Genomic DNA, 18,624 nt, shown 5'->3' with positions numbered 1-18,624 from the left:
GCATAGGGGTGTGGCATGGCTGATCGCCGCGTGAAGGTCATCGTGGAGGCCGAGGTCGCCGGGTACCGGCGGGCCATGGATGAGGCGGCGCAGTCCACCCGAAAAGTCAAGAACGAAGCGGACATGGCGGCAAAGGGGGTGGAGGGGGCCGCAAGCCGCTCGGCGAAGGCCTCGGAGAAGGTCGCGGCTGCGCAGAAGGCCTCGGCTGACGCTTGGAAGCGGCACAGCGCCGCGGCGGCCGACGTCGCGGCTGCACAGAAGAAGCTGGACCAGGCCCTGGCGTCGAAGAACGCTGAGGCCGCGGCGTCGGCAGCGAAGGACCTCTCGGACGCTCAGGCGAAGCTCAAGGTGTCCGCCGCTGACGCGACCGCAGCGCAGAAGGCCCTGGATGACGCCATGTCGAAGCAGGGGGCGTCCCTGTCTCGGGCGGTGGGATTCGCTCGCGAGTACTCCGCGGAGTTGGAGCGGGTCGGCGGGGTGCTGACCGGGGCCGGTGCGGGCTTGCTCGGCCTCGCGGTGGCGTCTGGCAAGGCCGCCATGGACTGGGAATCCGCATGGGCTGGCGTCGCCAAGACCAACGACGGCACCACGGAGCAGCTCACCGCACTGGAGCAGGGACTCCGGGACATGACCGGGGTGCTCCCTGCCTCGCACGCGGAGATCGCTGCGGTAGCGGAGGCCGCCGGGCAGCTCGGCGTCGGGATCGAGGACGTGCAGTCCTTCACGAAGGTCATGATCGACCTCGGCGAGTCCACGAACTTGTCTGCCGAGGAGGCGGCTACCGCGCTCGCGCGCTTCGCCAACATCATGGGCACGTCCTTGAGCGACGTGGACCGTCTCGGGTCCGTCATCGTGGGCCTGGGCAATTCCTTCGCCACCACCGAGTCCGAGATCGTGGGCATGTCCATGCGGCTGGCCGGCGTCGGTCAGCAGATGGGTATGACCGAGGGCGACGTGATGGGCCTGGCTGCGGCCATGTCATCGGTGGGCATCGAGGCGGAGGCCGGTGGTACCGCCATGTCCACGGTCATGAAGAAGATCGACGCCGATGTGCGCGCCGGCGGCAAGAACCTGCAGGGGTGGGCGAACGCCGCGGGCGTGTCCGCTGCCGAGTTCGCGGAGGCCTGGAAGGGCAGCCCGGCGCAGGCGATCGACATGCTCGTGAGTGGCCTCGGCGAGGCTGGAGCCGCGGGCGAGGACATGAATGCGACCCTCGCCGACCTCGGGGTGAAGGGCATCAGGGAATCCGACACCCTGATCCGTCTCGCTGGCGCCTCTGGGCTCGTCGGCGAGGCTGTGGCCGCCGGCAACGAGGCGTGGGAAGCTAACTCCGCCCTGATCGCGGAGGCATCGAAGCGGTATGAGACCGCGGAGTCGAAGATCCGGATCGCGTGGAACCGGATCAAGGACACTGCGATCACCGCCGGCGGAGCGATCCTCCCTGCCGTGGCCGGGATCGCCGGAGCGGTCGCTGACACCGCGGATTTCTTCGCGCAGCTCCCCGCCCCGGTGCAGAAGGCCATGGGCCTGATCTCCGGGGTCGGCGGTGCCGCGGCGGTCGCCGCCGGCAGCTTCCTCATGCTCGCGCCCCGCGTGGTCGACACATGGGACGCGGCCCGACGCTTGTCCGGAAGCGTCCCCGCCCTGAGCCGCGGCATGGACGCGTTCGCGGCCGGGGCGGAGAAAGCGGCAGGCAAAGTCGGCGGCCTGGGCAAGGCGCTCGGTGGCATCGCCACCGCCGGCGCCGTGGGCATCGGCATCGGCTCCCTCGTGTCGACGGGTGAGCTCGCCGAGGTTGACTCGGTCACCGCGGCGCTGATCAACCTCTCCGGAGAGGCGGAGGCTGCCGCGCTCGGCATCGAGCAGCTGGATTCCGCGTTCATGGGCAAGGGCAACTGGTTCGACGGGCTGGACGTCAGCGGAATCGAAGAAGCCTTCCGGATCATCGGGAACCCCGACGTCGGTGACAACGTCGACCAGATCACCTCGAAGATCTTGACCTTCGGCACTCGAGGCTCCACGAACATGGAGTTCGTCCGGAAGAACTTCGAGCAGCTGGACGACCAGCTGGCCACGATGGCCAACGGCGGCAGCGCGGCCGCGGCCGCCCAGTCCTTCGAGCTGATCGCACAGAAGGCGGAGGCCGCGGGGGTGCCCTCCGAGCGGCTCGCCGAGATCTTCCCCAGCTACACCGCGGCCATGACGAAGGCCGCCGCTGAGGGCAGGGACCTGGCTATGAGCGTCGAGGACCTGGGTGAGGCGGCTGACGACGCGACGGGCGGCATGGATGCCGTGGCGGAGGCATCCGGGCGCATGTCCCGTGTGGACGAGTCGTCAATGGCGGGCATCACGGCGGCCATGGGTGCCCTGGCGGACGAGTCTCTGGAGGCGTCGGAGAAGCTGGACGCGGTGCTTGACAGCCTCATGGCTATGGGCATCGTGGAGCAGACCGCGATCCAGGCGACGATGGGCTACAAGGAGGCCCTGGACGGGCTGTCCGGCGCGTACGAGGAGAACGGGCGGACCCTGGACATCAACACCGAAGCTGGGCGCGCCAACATGAACGCGATCCTCGGTGTCGCGGCGGCTGGCCGTGAGCTGGTGGACGCGAACGCCCGGGCGGGCGAGTCGCAGGGTGTGCTCCGCGAGAACCTGCTGGGCACCTACCAGGACCTCGTGCGTGCTGCGGAAGGCTTCGGTGCGACGGCCGGTGAGGCCGACCGGCTGGCCCGGCAGCTCCTCGGCATCCCGGAAGGTGTGGACATCCACACTGCGATGGACGACGCAGCATACCTGGTGGCGTCGGCCACAGGCGAGGCCGTGGAGGCCCTCCCGAACCATGTAGGTGTGACGGTGGCCGTCTCGGAGGAAGGCACGGCCGGGTCCGTGCAGGAGCGCATCAACGGCGTGACCGGGAAGACCGAGACGATCTTCGTCACGGACGACGGGTCCATCGTGGATGTGCAGCAGCGAATCGTGAACGTGGCCGGCATCGAACGCACCGTGTGGGTGGATGACGCCGGGACGATCTACGGCACTCAGCAGGAGATCGACGCGATCCGGGACACGGACGTGCTGGCTGAGGTGAAGGCCGTGACGGGGCGGGCCGAGACGGACATCACCCACACAGCGCGGGACAGGGTGACGTCGGTGTCTGCGCTGGCGGATGTCTGGGCGGCGGAGGAGAAGCTGGGAAAGCTGGCCAGGCCGCGGTCGATGTCGATCACCGCGAACGTGGTGGCCGGAATCGGCGGGCGCCTGCTGAAGACGGCCCTGGCCGCGGGTGGCCGTGTCCCGGCCCTCGCTTCCGGTGGCCGGCTCCCGCACACGGGGCTGGGCACGGATCAGATTCTCGGGATCAGCTCGAAGGGGGTGCCGACGGCGTGGGTGGATGACCGGGAGTGGGTCATCAACCGCAAGAGCTCGGACCGGTACGACCGGGTCCTCGGCCTCATCAACCGGGACGACCCGAGCATCCATCACCTGCGGGGGCTCGCAGACGGTGGCAGGCAGGGCCGTGAGTGGTCGGCCGCCTCCCTAGCCCCCCGGGTCACGGTGCAGCCTCCTGCCTCGGTCCAGGTGATCGATTACGAGCGGCTCGGGCAGGTCGCGGCGCGTGCGGCGGCGTCACTGCCGGTGCACGTGGTCCTTGATGGCCGGAAGGTCGGTGCCGGGGTCCGCATGGCGGACTGGACATGAGCGAGATAGGAGGCCCCGGGTGGGTGCATGGATCGGCGACGTCGGTGGTCTCGTGGAGGTGCGGTGTGCCTCGGACGTGGCGATGTCCAGGCCTGACCAGTGGGTAACCACTGAGGCCCTGGACGGGACGGTGGCGGCGCAGCTGCTGCCGCGTCGCCGCCGATCCTGGCAGGTCGGGATCGGGACGGCACGCCCGGAACAGCTGGGCACGCTGGCAATGGTCCCAGCGCGCACGGGGGCCGGGTTGTGGTTCTACGACGAGCTCGCGCTGGTGTCGAACATGCTCACCCCGGAGGCGTCGCTCACGGAGCCGGGGCAGTTCAGTGCCGGGTCTGTGCAAGGACCGGAGGCTGGGGTCTTCGACGGCGCGGACGGGCACCGGCCGCTCTCGCGTGTGGTGCACACCTCCCCGACGGCGGCGGTGATTGCCCCGGTGGGGGTGACCCACCCGGTGCTGGGCGTGGTGACGTGTGCGGTCCCGCAGGACCGGCCGGTCACCGTGTCGGTCTATCTGACCCCATGGGAGGGGCGCGCGGGCGTGCTCCGTGTCGAGGAGCTGGACATGCGCGGGACCGTCATCGCCACATGGGGTTCCCAGACGGCGGGCGCCACGGCCCTGCAGCGGGTGCACCGGACGATCCGTACGGGCATGACGACGGTGGCCCTGCGGGTCTCCGTGCGGGAAGCGCTTGCGTGGGCGTCGCCGGCGGTCACGATGACGGACACCCTCATGCCGTGGGCTGAGGGGCGTGGGGCACGACAGGTGGTGATCCACCGGCCGTCAGATCAGGTGCAGAGAGCGGCGACAAGCCTGTGGGACCGCCGTTCGACGGCGGACTACATGGTCCAGGAGGTGGGTTGACGTGCTGACCAGCATCCCCGGGTACGTGCCGGCCCCGGTCCTGACCCGGCCGTCGGCGTGGATCGTGTGGCGCCGCCGTGTCGTACAGGCGGTGTCGTTCACGGTGTCCCGTGCTGGGTCGTCTGGTGGTGTGGCGGAGGACGGCGGATGGGCAGACGTGGCGCAGGCGTCCGCCACGCTGCAGTTCCAGGCGACGGATCGGCCTGTAATCTCTGGTGCCCTGTCCATGCCGACAGCGGGCCGGGACATCCCGACGCTGGGCGACCCGTGCGACGTGTATCTCGGGGACGACCGGGGCACCCGCCGAGTGCTCAGCGGCGTGATTGGCATGGTCCGTGGTGACGCGGCGTCCCCGGTGATCGAGGTGACGGTCACGGACCGTGCGAAGCGCCTGACCCGGCGCATCACGGTCCCCCCGATGATCCACCGGCACCCGGTGCCGCTGGCCGGGCACGCCCCCGCCCTGCAGGGCGCCCATCAGGTGCATGTGCTGGACCGTGTGGCGCGCTGGTGCGGCTGGTGGGCGACCCCGCAGCGTGAGGCGGACGCGGTGTTGTCGGTGCCGGGTGTGGGGTCTCTCGCCCCGGAGACGGGGGTGCTGGTGCACGGGTCCACCTCTACCGGGGACGGCGCGGTCGCACACTCTGCGGCCCCCTGGGGTGCCGCGGTCATGCGGGCGAATGCGTCGTTCGAGCCGGTGGTAGGCGCGAACCTCGGGCGCGCCCTGTACGTGCGGTTGCTGGTCGCCGGGGAGCAGACCAGCGCCTCGGTCACCGTCCCCCTGCGGTTCTCGGGCGGGGAGACGATCACGATCCGTGTGGGCGAGTCCTCCCTGACCGTGGCCTACGACAACGGGGCCGGTGTCACCGCACAGGTCCCGTGGCCCCTCCCGCCCCCCGCCGGGGCGCAGGGCGAGCGGGACGTGGCTGTCTGGATCGACTCGACCGGCGAGGTCTGGGCGCAGGCAGACGGGCGCCAGGCACGCCTGATCCAGTGGACAAACCTCGTGCCCCGCGTATCCTCCCTGACCAGTGTGGGCCTTGTGACCGGCGACCGCGGCGCACTCATGGCTGGCGGCCTGCAGGTCGGCCACGCGACCGCGCCCCGCCAGCTCACCGGGGACTTCAAGCGCACCCATCTGATCCAGACCTCCGCCTCGGAGGGCGCCCTCCTCGCGGTCCCCTCACTGGTCGGCACCACGGGCCTGGAGCTGCTCAAGGACTGGGCACGGTGCACCCGGTCCGCGGTGTGGATCGACGAGGACGGGCGTCTGCGATGCCGTCACCGGTCCCGTTTGCTCGTGCAGGGATCGAGCACCCGCGTGGTGGGTGCCCGGCATGTGACCGGGGTGCAGTGGGGCACTGGATGGGCGACGGTCGCGGACCGTGTGGAAGTCGCGTGGCGGCGGCCCACGGTGCAGGCAACCGCACACCCCACGATTCTGGTGCATGCCGAGTCCGTGCGTCTGGAGCCTCGGCAGGTGACCGAGGAGCTCCTGTCCCCGCCGGACGGTGAGGACTGGGTGCGCGTGGACACGGCGATCAAGGTGTTGTCCTACGTCGACAGCGCCTCTGGTGCCGCGGACCGTAGCCAGTTCAACAGCCGCCGTGACTCGTGGGTGGCCGGCGTCGTGGACAATGCTGCGGCCGCGGTCACGGAGAACTGGATCGCCGGCGCCTCGAACGTGGCCGCGACGGTGGAGCAGCTCGACCCGGACACGTGGAAGATCGCCCTCACCGCCGGGAGCCTGACCTCGACGCAGGCCCTCGACCTGCATGTCCCGGCTGAGGGCGACTTCACCGCTGGGTCGTCCCGGTGGAACGCCGCCCGGATGGTCAACGCTGCAATCCGTGGCACGGACGGGGTGCTGATCCGGGCGAAGGGCCGCACCCAGTGGGCTGACCAGACCGCGACGGCCGGCCCGGCGGTGGCGAAGCTCGCCGAGCATCAGCACGAGGCGGGCTGGTGGGTGCAGTCGCAGGCGGATGCGGACCGTCTGGCCGCCGACCTGTTGGCCTTCATGTCCCAGCAGGCCCCTGTGATCTACGACCTGCGCATGGTCGTCCCCGACGTGCGCCTGGAGCGGTACGACGTGCTCACCGTGCAGATCGGCGGCTGGGAGGCCCGCGCCTTGGTCCTGGAGATCACGGATGAGGGCACCCTGGACGCCCCGTGGGTGCAGACGCTCTCCCTGCAGATCATCCCCTGATTGATTGGAGGCCCTTGTGGCTACTACCCCTGGCGGCATCCCCCACTCGAAGACCGGCGCGATGATGGGCCTGGTGTCCGCGCGTGCGGTGGACGCCCTACGACCGTACGGAGTGGCCGCATGACGACCCTGATTCTCGACTGGTCGGCTCTGCTGGATCGCCCGGAGACGGGCACGGTCACGGTGGTCCGGAAGGGCTACGAGGCCGCCCCGGAGACTCTGCGGACCCCGTGGAGTACGTGTCTGCGCGTGGACGGAAGGGCCACCCTCGACGTGGACGGCGGAAGCGTAGTGGACGTGACGTGGACCCCGGATGGGGCCACGAGATCTTACCAGCGGACGGTCTTGGTCCCCGCCGAGGGTGAGCACCTGGCGCACCTGCTGGAGCGGGTGGACAAGGCCACCCTGGACCCGCTCCCCGAGGCGGATGCGGTGTCGGCGGCGGAGGCTCTGGCCCGGGCCGAGGGGGCGGCTGCGCGGGCGGGACGGTCCGCTGATGTGGCTGTGGTGTCGGCGGGGCTGGCGGAAGCGGCGGCGGATGCCGCTGTGGTGTCTGCCGGGTCCGCCGAGGATGCGGCGTCCCGTGCGGAGGCTGCCGCACGCCCTGGCCTGATTGTGACCCAGGATCTGGACCTGAACTTGAGGCTGTCCCCTAACCGCGGGGCAGCTGTTTCTCTTGACGCCGAGGCTGGTGTCGTGGTGATGGAGGTGTCCCTGTGACAGAGGCGTATCGTGCAGCAGCAGTGGACGAGCAGGGCCGGATCCTGTCGGCCCGGACTCGGGCTGATGTGGAGGCGCTGGCCCGTGGTGCAGTGGAGGGCCCGGTAGGTGAGGCCGTGTCGGCGGCGGAGGCGGCGATGGTGGCCCGTGATGGGGCGGTGTCGGCGGCGTCGTCGGCGGCGGACTCGGCTGTTGAGGCGGGGTCGGCGGCTGATCGTGCTGTGGGTGCGGCGGACCGGCTGAATGCGGACGCCCGCACCTTTGGTGATGCTGTGCGGTCCGGTGAGTTCAAGGGCGAGAAGGGCGACGTCGGCCCGGCCCCGGACGTCTCCTGGGCGGGGGACCGTCTCACGGTGGGCGGCCAGACCGGCCCGGCCCTGACCGGCCCCCAGGGTGACCGAGGCCCCCAGGGCCTCCAGGGCATCCAGGGTCCCCAGGGCGACCGGGGGCCGCAGGGCCTCAAGGGCGACACGGGCGCGCCCGGCCCGGCGAACACGCTGACCATCGGCACGGTCACGAGCGGGACGACGGCGGGGGCGACGCTCACGGGGGAGGCCCCCGCACAGACGCTCTCCCTGGTGCTCCCGCAGGGCCCGCAGGGCGACCGGGGGCCGCAGGGCCCGCCCGGCGTCGTGTCCAGCGCGTCGGCCTACCTCCTCGTCGGCCCGGGCCGCCCGGACCAGCCGTCCACCACGGCCGGCGTCATCACCGGCGGCGAGCCCGTGGGTGCGGAGTACCGCTCCACGGACGGCGCGGGCGTCGGCGCTGACGTGTGGATCAAGACCTCACGCGGGTGGGTGGTATCTCTCGGCGATACCGGGTGGCGCGGGATGATCGCGGCCACCACGGGAATGTTCCTTAACGTCCGACGCACGCCGGACGGCGTGCGAGTCCACGGCGGATTTCTGTTCTCCGGCGGTGGCACTAAGCCCGCGATCAACACGAAGACGGTGTTGCTGGACGGCATCTACACAGGCGGGCTACTCCCCAACGGATTCCGGCCCGATACCCCGACGCAGGCGAGTACCCGCTCTATCGCATCCCTGTCCGCCGTCGTCCGATCCCGCTCCGACACGGACCCGGCATCAAGCCTGGGGGTGCTGTACGTCGATACGGACAACGGCGACGCCCGCGCCAACGGCAGGGTGGTGATGAAGACCATCGGGGGGGGGTTCGGCGGGGCCATCGTCGAATACCCGACCGCCGAGCCGTGGCCCACCACGCTCCCCGGCACCCCCGCCTGACCCCGACCCCGAGAGGAGGGCCACCATGCCCGCCACCCTGCCAGACCTGACCGACACCGAGACCTGGATGGACGATGACCTCGACGCGCTCCGCGTCGCCGTCCTCGCCGAGCAAGAGCGCCGCCACCGCGCCGCCCAGGCCCCCGCCCAGGCCCCCGCCCAGGTCGCCGACCTGGTGCGCTCCGCCGTCGCCGCCGGGGCAGACCCCGACGCACTCGTCACCGCCGCCCAAGACGCCGCCACCACCTGACCCAACCGCCACACGGCCCCCGCCACCACCGGCGGGGGCCGTCGTCGTCCCCAGCTCGCCCCGTCCACGCCCATGAAGGAGCCCCCTGTGCCTCAACGACTCCTCGACGCGATCTCCCGCGCCTCTTCCCCTGGCCGGCGCCGGCTGGGCCACCGCGGTTCCGCGCTGCTCTCGCTCGGCACCCTCTGGATCGGAATGGGCGTCCTGACGATCCTCGCCCCGGCCCCGCCGGGCATCCACATGCTCGCCCTGGCCCCCACCGTGCGCGGCACCGTGTGGATCCTCACCGGGGCCGCCGCGATCATCATGGCCACCCGCCGCCAAGGCCACGACGCCTGGGGCTTCCTCGCGCTCATGGCCATGGCCGCCTACAGGGCCACCGCCCACATCGCCGCCGTCCTCACCGAGCTCCTCGCCCCCACTCCCGACGGCGACCTCCCCCGCGCGGTCTTCGGTGCCATCGTCTGGGCCACGATCGCCCGTCTCATCGTGCTCATCGCTGGCTGGCCCGAGCCCGTCCGCGCCATCACCCGCGCCGATGTGGAAGCCGCCCTCACCGGCGAGATCCCCACCACGCCCAACCCCGAGGAGGCGCCACCCCGTGGATGACCTCATCCTCGAGCATCTCCCCGAGCCCCTCCGCGTCGCCGTCGCCATCGCCGTCGCTGCCCTCACCCTCACCGGCCTCGGCATCGGCGCACTCCGCTCCTGGGCCGAAGCCCGCAGCCTCAAGACGCCGTCCCCTGCCACGGACACGCCCCCCGCTGACGCGTCCGCCCTCGAGGCCATGGCCAAGGCATTCCAGGCTATGGCATCCCGCGCCGACGACCTCGAGGCCCGCGTCATCACCGCAGAGAAGGCCGCCACCGAGGCGCGACACGCCGCCGAGGGTGCTCAAGCTCGCGCCGAGGCCGCGCAGGCCCAGGTTGAGACCATCCGCGCCCGCCTCGCCGTGCTCGTCGTTGTGTTCACCGATCAGGTCGCTCACATCATCGACTGGATCGACCGCGGGGCCCGCCCGCCTCGGCCGGACGACGTCATCGACTCCCTGCGTGCCCACATCGTCGAGGTCGCCCGCTGGGACGACGACGGCGGCCACTCCTGACCACTACCCCCCCCATCCCACGTCCCGAGGAGGACACCATGGCCTACGAGTACATCACCGCTCACGACTCCCCGAACGTCACGCCCGCTGCGCGGTCGCGCGCGGTGTTCGGCCGGGACCGCAAGGTCGAGTCCATCACCCTCCATCACTGGGGCGTCCTCGGTCAGCGCTTCGAGAGTGTCGTCGGCTGGCTCACGAACCCCGCGGCCGGCACGTCCGCGCACTACGTCGTCCAGGGCGGCCGCGTGGCCTGCATCGTGGACCCCGACGACGTCGCCTGGCACGCCGGCAACGCCCGCGGCAACGCGACCAGTATCGGGATCGAGTGCCGGCCGGAGGCCACGGACGCCGACTACGCCACCGTGGCCGAGCTGATCCGTGACCTCCGCGCGACCTACGGCGACCTGCCCCTGGTCCCGCACTCTCAGTGGCGGGCGACCGCGTGTCCGGGCCGCTGGGATCTGGCCCGCCTGGACCGGCTCGCCCGCGGGCAGGCCCAGCCCCGGCCGGCTCCCGCTGCAGCGGCCGGCACCTACGCGGCCGTCCTCGGGGACTCCCTGTGGTCGGTGTGGTCGAAGCGGGCGAAGGGACGGCTGACGTTCTCTCAGTTCCTCGGCCTGAACGGGAGGGACACCACGAGCGTGCTGCGGGTGGGCGAGACCCTGAAGCTGGGTGGGGTGCCGGCATCGACTCCGGCGCCGGTCGCCCCGGCCCCGGGTGGGCCGCGGTCGGCGGCCGCCACGCACAACGGCCAGCGGATCGCCTACCACGTGTGGGCGCCGTCGTCGCCGCGGGGCTCGTGGTGTACCTCCACGGGGACAACAAACCGTCCGAGACGTCTACGCCCGGCGGCACGCAGGTGGCCGCCATGGCCAAGGCCGCCACGGCGGCCGGGTACGCGTTCGCCCTGGCCGTGTCCCCGACGTCGACCTGGTGGATGCGCGGCACCGCGGACCAGTCCGTGCGCACGGTCGCCCCGCAGACCGCCGCGCTGCGGTCCTTCCTGCCGGCGCTGGCAGCGGAGGTCGGGGTGCGTGCCTCGGAGCTCGTGATCGTCGGGCACTCCGGTGGGGCGGAGGCGATCACCCTGCACCTGGCGCGCACCGGCGTCGCGTGGGCGGGCGGCCGGGCCCGGTTCGTGGCCATCGGGGGCGGCACCCCGAACGCGTCGCACATCATCGACACCCCGGCCGCGTTCCGGGCGGCCTCGCCCATCCTCTTCGCGGGCTCCTCCACCGGGGACGGTGTCGGGGCGACCACGGCCGCCGGCGGCGCGTGGTCTGCGTGGCGCTCTGCGCAGCGGGGCGTGGCCGCCTACCGGCGCGCCGGCCACAAGGCCCGCCTCTGGGACACCGGCGCCCCGAGCCACAACAGCTACGACTTCGCCGGAATCATCGCCCAGGCCCTGAAGGAGATGCCGTGACCCAGACCCCTGCCCCCCTGCGCCGCACGGTCGGGCCCGTCACGGGGGCCGCGACCGCCGGCGGTGTGATCGGCGTGGCCATCGCGCAGATCATCACGCACATCTGGCCCGAGCTGGACCCGATCCAGGACCCGATCGCGGTGCTGCTGACCGCGGCTCTCGCCCTCGTTGGCGGGTGGCTGGTGCCCCCACAGCGCCCGGGCCTCGTCCAGCCGACCCCGGACCCCGACGTCTGGGCCGGGCACGGCCCGGAGGCCCCCGGCGAGACCGTGGCCGTCCCTTCACCGCCGGCTGCTGGTCAGCCCGGCTGACCTCCTCCCCGACGCGAACGCCCCCCTTCCCGGCTCACGCTGGGAGGGGGGCGTTTCGTCGTGTCCGGAGTCAGCGGGCAGCGCCCGCGTCCTCGACCCGGACCGGCACAGGACCGGCACGGACCCTCTGTGCCCCGCATGATCACTAGGGGTAGGACAGAACCCGGCTTACAGCCGATCCGTCCCGCCCCTCTGCCCCGCTCAGAACCCTTCGGCCTCGCTCATGCGCTCGAAGCGCAGCTCCACCACATGCTCGCGGTCGATGCGGTCCGTGAGCCGGTAGCCATAGCTCTCCCCAAGGGACACCACATGGGCCAGAGTGGGGCGGCGGCGGTCACGCGGCCACTCCAGGACGGCGGTGTCCTGCCCCGTGAACGTCCGCTCCCGCAGGCGCAGCTCCACGGCCGAGGCGCGCGTGCGCTGCCGGCCGCTGGAGCGCACCCCCACCACCACGGCCACCACCAGCAGGGCCAGGACGAACGGGAACACGACGCCGAAGACGTTCATGGTGCTCAAGGGCGGCTCCTCACAGGCGGACGGAACAGGGTGGTCCGGGCGTGCCCCAGGCCGCACGGCGCCCAGGGCACGATCCTCTCTGCCACCACTGTGCCAGGTCCGCGCGCGCCGGGGTGCAGGCCAGGTTCCCGGGCCGGCGTCGTGAGCCTCGGCCCCGCAGGTAGCTACGCTGGCCCGGTGCTGATCCTGCTCCCGCCCTCCGAGGGCAAGACCGCCCCGCGCTCGGGCCGTACCCTCGACCTCGACTCCCTCGCCCTGGCCGAGGACGGCGCCATCACCGCCGCCCGCCGCGACCTGATCGACCGCCTCGCCGCGCTCTCCGCCGGCCCCGACGCCCTGGACCTGCTCGGCGTGGGCCCCTCCCTCGCCGGCGAGGTCACCGCCAACACGGCGCTCACCACCGCCCCCACCGCACCGGGCCACCGGGTGTTCACGGGCGTGCTCTTCGAGGCCCTGGACCACGCGAGCCTCTCGGCGGCCGCCAAGCGCCGCGCCCGCTCCCACGCCCTCGTGTTCTCGGCCCTGTTCGGGGTCACCACGCTCGCGGACCGGATCCCCGCGCACCGGCTGTCTGTCGGGGCCACGGTGCCGGGGCTGCCCGGGCTCGCCGCGCACTGGCGGCCCCTGCTCGGCCCCGGCCTGGACGCGCTCGCCGAGGACTGCGCCGGCCCCGTCGTCGACTGCCGATCCGGCGGGTACGCGGCCCTGTGGAAGGCCCCGGCCGAGCGAACGCTCACCGTGGACGTCGTCCAGCTGCGCGCCGGCCGGCGCACCGTGGTCTCCCACTTCGCCAAGCACACCCGTGGCCTCGTGGCACGGGTGCTGCTGGAGGCCGGGTCCCGGGCCACGAACACCCTCGAGCGGACCGCGCAGACCGTCGCTCAGGCCGGTGACGGCTCCGACGACGGCGGGCCGCGGTGGGAGGTCGAACTCATCCCGCCGGCCGGGCGGCAGCCCGGATCCCTGCAGATCATCCTGCCGGAGAAGGGCTGAACCGCACCCCGCCTTCGCCCCAGACAGCCAGGACCGCACGGCTAGCGTTGCGCGGCCAGGACCGTGCCTGCAGGCTCAGGCAGTCAGGCCGGGGCCGCGACCAGCTCCACCTCGAACCCGGCGGCATCCTCGAGGTAGGCGGCGTAGTGGTCCCGGCCGCCGGCGAACGGGTGCCGGTCCGCGAACATCAGCGTGAACCCGTGCGAGACGGCCTCACGGGCGATCCGGTCCACCTCGGCCCGGGAGGGCAGGCGGAAGGCCAGGTGGTTGAGGCCGGGCCGGGTGCGCTCGTGGGAGCCCTCGGCGACGTCCCGGCCGGATTCCAATACGAGGTACTCCCCCGCACCCTGGTAGGTCTGCCCGTCGGCCCACGCATCGCCGGGCACGTAGCCGACCTGTTCGAACAGCCAGCCCAGTCCGGCACGGGCCGCGTCCAGGTCCGCCACCCACAGCTCCACATGGTGCAGCCGCCCGGTCGGCTGGGGAGCGCGCTCCTGCGTCTGCGTCCGAGGCGCTTCCTCCACCTGGGCCTTCTGCGCTTGAGCCTGCGGGGTCGACGTCGTCCCCGACGCAGACGCAGACGAGGACGACGCGACAGCCTGCTCGACCGAGGCCGTCACGGGCACCTCGGAGGCTCCGGCGTCCCACTGGCCGCCACGGGCCCCGGCGTCCATGGCCTCGTTGGAGAGGCGGTCGGCGTCCTTGTTCCGGTTCCGGGGGATCCACTCGTAGGTGACACGGTCGGCCGGGAGCACCTCGCGGGCCTGTGCGGCCAGCCGACGCATGTCCTCATGCTTGATCTTCCACCGCCCGGACATCTGCTCCACCACGAGCTTGGAGTCCATGAGCACGTGCACACGGGCCTCGGGGTCGAGGTCCCGGGCCATGCGCAGGCCCGCGATCAGCCCGGAGTACTCGGCCACATTGTTGGAGGCCCGGCCCAGCGGGGCGGCGTCCGTGAGGAGGATGTCCCCGGTGGCGGGGTCACGCACGAGCGCGCCGTAGCCGGCCACCCCAGGGTTGCCCCGCGAGCCGCCGTCGGCCTCCACCTGCAGCACCCGTCCGCCCATCGCCTGCGCTCCTTCGTCGTCCGACTCGTCACTGCCGGCCCTGGCCGTGCCGGCGGGCCCCCACTGTACCGAGCAGCGCCGGTGCCAGGCCGAGACAGGACGGGCCGAGCCGGGACCTGCTGCCGTCCAGCCCGTCGGCGTCCCCTCAGCCCCGGATCAGGATCAGGCCGGTCTCCGGGTCCTGAGCCACGGCCTCCGGGGGCAGGGCGGTCAGATGGGCGACGTCGGCCGGGGACAGCTCGGTGCCGGCCGCCCCGGCGCGGCGCCCCTGGAGTCGGGCGACGCCGAGGCCCCCGTTGCCGGCGCGGACGGCGTCGTAGAGCTCCACGAGGTCGGCGGGCAGCTGCGCGGTCAGGGCTCCGCGGCGAGCGGTGAGCTCGCGGCCCTCCACGGTGACGGCCTGCCCCTGCGCGCGCAGGGCCTCCGCTTGGGCCCGTGCCGCCTCCTCGGCCTCGGCGGCCGCCGCATGGGCGGAGGCGACCTGCGCTTCGGCGGCGTCGGCGGCGGCCATGGCCTCGAGGGCGGCGTCCTCGTGCTCGGAGAGCAGAGCTTCAAGGGTGCCGAGCTCGTGCTGCAGGGCGGTGAGCTCCTTGGGGCCGCCCTCGCCGGCGTCGAGACGGGAACGGGTGCGGTCTCGCCGGGCACGGGTGGTGGCGGCACGCTCGGAGGCCACGGTGGCGGCGGCGTCGGCGTCCTGCTCGGCGGCCCGGGCCTGCTCCTCGGCCTCGTGGGCCCGGCGCACGGCGGTCTGAGCCTCGGCCAGGGCCGGGTCCTCACGAAGGCGCTGCAGGGTGGTGCGGGCGCGGGCGATGCGGGTGTCCAGCTCCTGCAGCTCAAGCAGGCGTGCCTGCGTGGCAGGGGGCGCGGTCACGGTGCTCATGGGGCGGTCCTCTCGGAGCGGGCGGGCAAGGGTCAGGAGGTGGGGCCGGGAAGGTGCAGGTCCCAGGGGTCGGTGACCTGTGTGGACACGCTCATGCGCACCCGGTGGCCGGCCCGGACGAGCTCGGCGGCCAGGGCTGCGGCACCGTCCTCGAGCCACAGGGACTCGGAAGCCCAGTGGGCGACGTCCACGAGGGCGGGCCGGCCATCCCCCAGCAGGGCGGTCTCCCGTGCCTCGGAGGCCGGGTGGTGCCGCAGGTCCGAGGTCAGGTAGACGTCCGCGTCGGCGCGGCGGACGGCGTCGAACAGGGAGTCCCCGGCCCCTCCGCAGACCGCCACGCGCCGCACCGGCTGCCCCGGATCCCCGGCGGCCCGCACCCCCGCGGCCGTACGGGGCACGGTGTCCGCCACGGTGCGGGCGAACTCGGCCAGGGTCACGGGATCGGCCAGCTCGCCGACCCGGCCGATCCCGGTGTCCGCGCCCTCCTCGGTGGGGGCCAGGGGCCGCAGGTCCTGCAGGCCCAGACGCCGGGCGATCGCATCCGAGACCCCGTCCACGGCAGAGTCCGCATTGGTGTGCGCGGCCACGAGCGCCACACCGTGCTCGATCAGCGTGTGCAGCAGCGCACCCTTGGCGGCACCGGCATGCCCGACGGCGGCCACGGACGAGACCCCGCGCAGCAGCAGCGGGTGGTGAGTCACCAGCAGGTCCGCGCCGACCTCGACGGCCTCCTCCACGACGGCCTGCACCGGGTCCACCGCCCAGAGGATGTGGCGCACCTCGGCACCGGGACGTCCGGCCACCGGACCGACCGCATCCCAGGACTCTGCCAGTCCGCGCGGCCACAGCCGCTCCATGGCCTCCAGCACCTCGGCAAGGGTGGGAGCCGGCCCCGCTGCGGGGGCGTCCTCGGGGGTGTCCGGGCGAGGGTCGACGTCGGTCATGGGCCCATCATGCCTCCCCCGGGCCCGGGATGCACCGCCGGGCGGGGAATGAACCTGCTCACCCCGTTGCTGACCCGGTCATGGCCGAGACCGACCCCACCGCCCGTGTGCGCCCAGATGCCGCCACCGACGTGCGCGAGCTGACCGTCGCCGGCGGCTGCTTCTGGTGCCTGGACGCCGTCTACCGCCGGGTGCGCGGAGTGCTGGAGGTCGAGTCCGGCTACACCGGGGGCACCACCGCGGACCCCGACTACGCCTCCGTGTGCTCCGGCACCACCGGGCACGCCGAGGCCGTGCGCGTGCGGTACGACGCCGCCGTCGTGCCCACCGAGGTGCTGCTGGACCTGTTCTTCACCGGCCACGACCCCACCACCCTCAACCGTCAGGGCCACGACGTCGGCACCCAGTACCGCTCCGCGCTGTTCGCCCGGGACGAAGCCGAGGCCGCCGAGTTCACCGAGGCCATCGCACGGGCCCAGCAGTTCTGGGACCGGCCGATCGTGACCGCCGTGGAGCCAGCCGCCCCCTGGCACCCGGCCGAGCCCGAACACCAGGGCTTCTACGAGCGCCAGCCGCACGCCGGCTACTGCCGTGTGATCATCGACCCGAAGCTCGCGGCCGTACGCCGCCGGCACGCGCACTGGCTGACGCAGTAAGTCCTCCCGCCATCCACCGTGCCCGCCCGCTGGCTAAGCTGTGCCGGGCCCACCCCATCCCCCATCCCGCCCCAGGAGGCCCCCATGGCGACAATCCTCGACAACATCACCCAGGCCGTCGGCAACACCCCGCTGGTGCGCCTGAACCGCCTCGCCGAGGGCCTGCCGGGCTCCGTGGCCGTGAAGGTGGAGTTCTACAACCCCGCGAACTCCGTGAAGGACCGTATCGGTGCGGCCATTGTGGACGCCGCCGAGGCCTCCGGCACCCTGACCCCCGGCGGGACCATCGTGGAGGGCACCTCCGGCAACACCGGCATCGCCCTGGCCATGGTGGGCGCGGCCCGCGGCTACCGCGTGATCCTCACCATGCCGGAGACCATGTCCACCGAGCGCCGAGTGATGCTCAAGGCCTACGGGGCGGAGATCGTCCTGACCCCCGGTGCCGACGGCATGCGCGGTGCTGTGGAGCGTGCCCAGGAGATCGTGCGCACCACCCCCAACTCGATCTGGGCGCAGCAGTTCGCCAACCAGGCCAATGTGCAGGCCCACTACAGCACCACCGGCCCGGAGATCTGGGACGCCACGGACGGCGCGGTGGACGTGTTCGTCGCCGGCATCGGCACTGGCGGCACGATCACGGGTGTGGGCCGCTACCTGCGCGAGCAGAAGCCCGATGTGCGCCTCGTGGCCGTCGAGCCGGCCGACTCCCCCATCCTCACCGGCGGCCAGGCCGGCCCCCACAAGATCCAGGGCATCGGCGCTAACTTCGTCCCGGAGATCCTCGACACCGAGCTCTACGACGACGTCTACGACGCCTCGTTCGAGGAGGCCCTGACCACCGCCCGCGCCCTGGGCACACAGGAGGGCATCCTCGGCGGCATCTCCACGGGCGCGATCGTGGCCGCCGCCTTGAAGGAGGCCGCGAAGCCGGAGGCCGAGGGCAAGCTCATCGTGGCCGTCGTGTGCGACTTCGGCGAGCGCTACATCTCCACCGCCCTCTTCGAGGACATCCGCGGCTGACCCGCCCTGCCGCCCCACGACGGCGCGGCGCACCCCGCCGGTGCGCCGCGCCGTCCACGTCTGACCACCGAAAGGCCTCACCCGTGGGTTTCCTCTCCCGCCTGCAGGAAGACATCTCCACCGTCCGCACGCACGACCCTGCCGCCCGCGGCTCCGTCGAGGTGGCGCTGGTCTACTCGGGCCTGCACGCCGTGTGGGCCCACCGGGTGGCGCACCGGATGTGGCGACACGACCGGCTGCGCACACCGGCCCGTGTGCTCTCGCAGGTGGCCCGCGCCATGACGGGCGTGGAGATCCACCCGGGGGCGACCATCGGCCGCCGCTTCTTCATCGACCACGGCATGGGCGTGGTGATCGGCGAGACCGCGGAGATCGGCGACGACGTCATGCTCTACCACGGGGTGACGCTCGGCGGACGCTCGTTGGAGAAGACCAAGCGCCACCCCACCCTGCGCGACGGCGTGGTGGTAGGGGCCGGCGCGAAGATCCTCGGCCCGGTGGAGATCGGCGAGGGCACGGCCGTGGGCGCGAACGCCGTGGTGGTGAAGGACACGCCCGCGAATGCGATCGCCACGGGCATCCCCGCCACCTACCGGCTGCGCCACTCCGAGCAGGAGAACAAGCCGCTCGTGGACCCGGCGGAGTACGTGGACCCGGCCCTCTGGATCTGAGGGCGCCGCCTCGACGTGAGCACAGACGCTACGTGAGCACAGACACCACGG

At 72.6% G+C, this 18,624-nt stretch carries 18 protein-coding genes and 1 pseudogene; 15 read left to right on the top strand and 4 right to left on the bottom strand.

Annotated elements, in window-relative coordinates; genetic code table 11:
- Positions 1 to 15 precede the first annotated feature (15 nt).
- The 11 genes and pseudogenes from SPI96_RS00375 to SPI96_RS00325 all read left to right on the top strand — a co-directional run bounded on the left by SPI96_RS00375 (position 16) and on the right by SPI96_RS00325 (position 11,823).
- The gene (locus tag SPI96_RS00375) at positions 16 to 3,699 is read left to right on the top strand and encodes a phage tail tape measure protein (protein WP_321080382.1); all 3,684 of its coding nucleotides are present in this window, start codon (positions 16 to 18) and stop codon (positions 3,697 to 3,699) included.
- 19 nt (positions 3,700 to 3,718) lie between these two features.
- The gene (locus tag SPI96_RS00370) at positions 3,719 to 4,561 is read left to right on the top strand and encodes a hypothetical protein (protein WP_321080381.1); all 843 of its coding nucleotides are present in this window, start codon (positions 3,719 to 3,721) and stop codon (positions 4,559 to 4,561) included.
- Between the two features lies 1 nt (position 4,562).
- The gene (locus SPI96_RS00365) at positions 4,563 to 6,770 is read left to right on the top strand and encodes a hypothetical protein (RefSeq protein WP_321080380.1); all 2,208 of its coding nucleotides are present in this window, start codon (positions 4,563 to 4,565) and stop codon (positions 6,768 to 6,770) included.
- Positions 6,771 to 6,890: 120 nt separating this feature from the next.
- Positions 6,891 to 7,490 (top strand): hypothetical protein, encoded by a 600-nt coding sequence (locus SPI96_RS00360; protein WP_321080379.1) that lies wholly within the window; start codon positions 6,891 to 6,893, stop codon positions 7,488 to 7,490.
- A gap of 116 nt (positions 7,491 to 7,606) precedes the next feature.
- Positions 7,607 to 8,734, top strand: a complete 1,128-nt coding sequence (locus tag SPI96_RS00355) for a hypothetical protein (RefSeq protein WP_321080378.1) — start codon at positions 7,607 to 7,609, stop codon at positions 8,732 to 8,734.
- 25 nt (positions 8,735 to 8,759) lie between these two features.
- Positions 8,760 to 8,984: a hypothetical protein gene (locus SPI96_RS00350; RefSeq protein WP_321080377.1), complete on the top strand. Its 225-nt coding sequence runs from the start codon at positions 8,760 to 8,762 to the stop codon at positions 8,982 to 8,984.
- An 87-nt stretch (positions 8,985 to 9,071) separates the two neighbouring features.
- Positions 9,072 to 9,593 carry a hypothetical protein gene (locus SPI96_RS00345; protein ID WP_321080376.1) on the top strand — a complete coding sequence of 174 codons (522 nt, stop codon included), beginning with the start codon at positions 9,072 to 9,074 and terminating at the stop codon, positions 9,591 to 9,593.
- The gene (locus tag SPI96_RS00340) at positions 9,586 to 10,089 is read left to right on the top strand and encodes a hypothetical protein (RefSeq protein ID WP_321080375.1); all 504 of its coding nucleotides are present in this window, start codon (positions 9,586 to 9,588) and stop codon (positions 10,087 to 10,089) included. The genes SPI96_RS00345 and SPI96_RS00340 overlap by 8 nt, the downstream gene beginning before the upstream one ends.
- A 38-nt stretch (positions 10,090 to 10,127) precedes the next feature.
- Positions 10,128 to 10,532, top strand: a pseudogene (locus SPI96_RS00335) (N-acetylmuramoyl-L-alanine amidase); the annotation flags it as partial.
- Between the two features lie 329 nt (positions 10,533 to 10,861).
- Positions 10,862 to 11,512 (top strand): hypothetical protein, encoded by a 651-nt coding sequence (locus SPI96_RS00330; RefSeq protein ID WP_321080460.1) that lies wholly within the window; start codon positions 10,862 to 10,864, stop codon positions 11,510 to 11,512.
- Positions 11,509 to 11,823 (top strand): hypothetical protein, encoded by a 315-nt coding sequence (locus SPI96_RS00325; RefSeq protein ID WP_321080374.1) that lies wholly within the window; start codon positions 11,509 to 11,511, stop codon positions 11,821 to 11,823. Before SPI96_RS00330 ends, SPI96_RS00325 begins: the two co-directional genes overlap by 4 nt.
- Positions 11,824 to 12,024: 201 nt before the next feature.
- Here SPI96_RS00325 and SPI96_RS00320 read toward each other — a convergent pair whose 3' ends face one another.
- Positions 12,025 to 12,330 (bottom strand): hypothetical protein, encoded by a 306-nt coding sequence (locus tag SPI96_RS00320; protein ID WP_321080457.1) that lies wholly within the window; start codon positions 12,328 to 12,330, stop codon positions 12,025 to 12,027.
- A gap of 186 nt (positions 12,331 to 12,516) precedes the next feature.
- Here SPI96_RS00320 and SPI96_RS00315 point away from each other — a divergent pair, with 186 nt between their 5' ends.
- The gene (locus SPI96_RS00315) at positions 12,517 to 13,332 is read left to right on the top strand and encodes a peroxide stress protein YaaA (RefSeq protein WP_321080373.1); all 816 of its coding nucleotides are present in this window, start codon (positions 12,517 to 12,519) and stop codon (positions 13,330 to 13,332) included.
- A gap of 83 nt (positions 13,333 to 13,415) precedes the next feature.
- Here the strand turns inward: SPI96_RS00315 and SPI96_RS00310 are convergent, their stop codons facing one another.
- From SPI96_RS00310 to SPI96_RS00300, 3 genes are all read right to left on the bottom strand, one after another.
- The gene (locus SPI96_RS00310; protein WP_321080372.1) at positions 13,416 to 14,402 is read right to left on the bottom strand and encodes a reverse transcriptase-like protein; all 987 of its coding nucleotides are present in this window, start codon (positions 14,400 to 14,402) and stop codon (positions 13,416 to 13,418) included.
- A 145-nt stretch (positions 14,403 to 14,547) separates the two neighbouring features.
- Positions 14,548 to 15,282 carry a DNA-binding protein gene (locus tag SPI96_RS00305; RefSeq protein WP_321080371.1) on the bottom strand — a complete coding sequence of 245 codons (735 nt, stop codon included), beginning with the start codon at positions 15,280 to 15,282 and terminating at the stop codon, positions 14,548 to 14,550.
- 32 nt (positions 15,283 to 15,314) lie between these two features.
- On the bottom strand, positions 15,315 to 16,226 hold the full coding sequence (locus SPI96_RS00300) for a Nif3-like dinuclear metal center hexameric protein (RefSeq protein WP_321080370.1): 912 nt from the start codon (positions 16,224 to 16,226) through the stop codon (positions 15,315 to 15,317).
- A gap of 80 nt (positions 16,227 to 16,306) precedes the next feature.
- On the opposite strand from SPI96_RS00300, the gene msrA reads away from it, so the two are divergent.
- The 3 genes from msrA (at position 16,307) to epsC (ending at position 18,573) form a co-directional block, all read left to right on the top strand.
- Complete coding sequence (gene msrA / locus SPI96_RS00295; protein WP_321080369.1) at positions 16,307 to 16,882, top strand: peptide-methionine (S)-S-oxide reductase MsrA; 576 nt, start codon at positions 16,307 to 16,309, stop codon at positions 16,880 to 16,882.
- 84 nt (positions 16,883 to 16,966) lie between these two features.
- The gene (gene cysK / locus SPI96_RS00290; protein WP_321080368.1) at positions 16,967 to 17,902 is read left to right on the top strand and encodes a cysteine synthase A; all 936 of its coding nucleotides are present in this window, start codon (positions 16,967 to 16,969) and stop codon (positions 17,900 to 17,902) included.
- Between the two features lie 83 nt (positions 17,903 to 17,985).
- On the top strand, positions 17,986 to 18,573 hold the full coding sequence (gene epsC, locus SPI96_RS00285) for a serine O-acetyltransferase EpsC (RefSeq protein ID WP_321080367.1): 588 nt from the start codon (positions 17,986 to 17,988) through the stop codon (positions 18,571 to 18,573).
- Positions 18,574 to 18,624: the final 51 nt, after the last annotated feature.

Origin of the sequence: Micrococcus sp. (assembly GCF_034179925.1) — a bacterium.
Taxonomy (GTDB): domain Bacteria; phylum Actinomycetota; class Actinomycetes; order Actinomycetales; family Micrococcaceae; genus Micrococcus.
The sequence above is the reverse complement of the archived record's forward strand: the minus strand, read 5'-3'. Positions and strand labels throughout refer to the sequence as shown.

Bases quoted from the DNA above. Each gene is read 5' to 3' on its own strand.
- SPI96_RS00305 (WP_321080371.1), bottom strand. From the start codon at position 15,282: ATGAGCACCGTGACCGCGCCCCCTGCCACGCAGGCACGCCTGCTTGAG.
- SPI96_RS00350 (WP_321080377.1), top strand. From the start codon at position 8,760: ATGCCCGCCACCCTGCCAGACCTGACCGACACCGAGACCTGGATGGAC.
- SPI96_RS00375 (WP_321080382.1), top strand. From the start codon at position 16: ATGGCTGATCGCCGCGTGAAGGTCATCGTGGAGGCCGAGGTCGCCGGG.
- SPI96_RS00360 (WP_321080379.1), top strand. From the start codon at position 6,891: ATGACGACCCTGATTCTCGACTGGTCGGCTCTGCTGGATCGCCCGGAG.
- SPI96_RS00310 (WP_321080372.1), bottom strand. From the start codon at position 14,402: ATGGGCGGACGGGTGCTGCAGGTGGAGGCCGACGGCGGCTCGCGGGGC.
- cysK (WP_321080368.1), top strand. From the start codon at position 16,967: ATGGCGACAATCCTCGACAACATCACCCAGGCCGTCGGCAACACCCCG.
- SPI96_RS00300 (WP_321080370.1), bottom strand. From the start codon at position 16,226: ATGACCGACGTCGACCCTCGCCCGGACACCCCCGAGGACGCCCCCGCA.
- msrA (WP_321080369.1), top strand. From the start codon at position 16,307: ATGGCCGAGACCGACCCCACCGCCCGTGTGCGCCCAGATGCCGCCACC.
- SPI96_RS00320 (WP_321080457.1), bottom strand. From the start codon at position 12,330: ATGAACGTCTTCGGCGTCGTGTTCCCGTTCGTCCTGGCCCTGCTGGTG.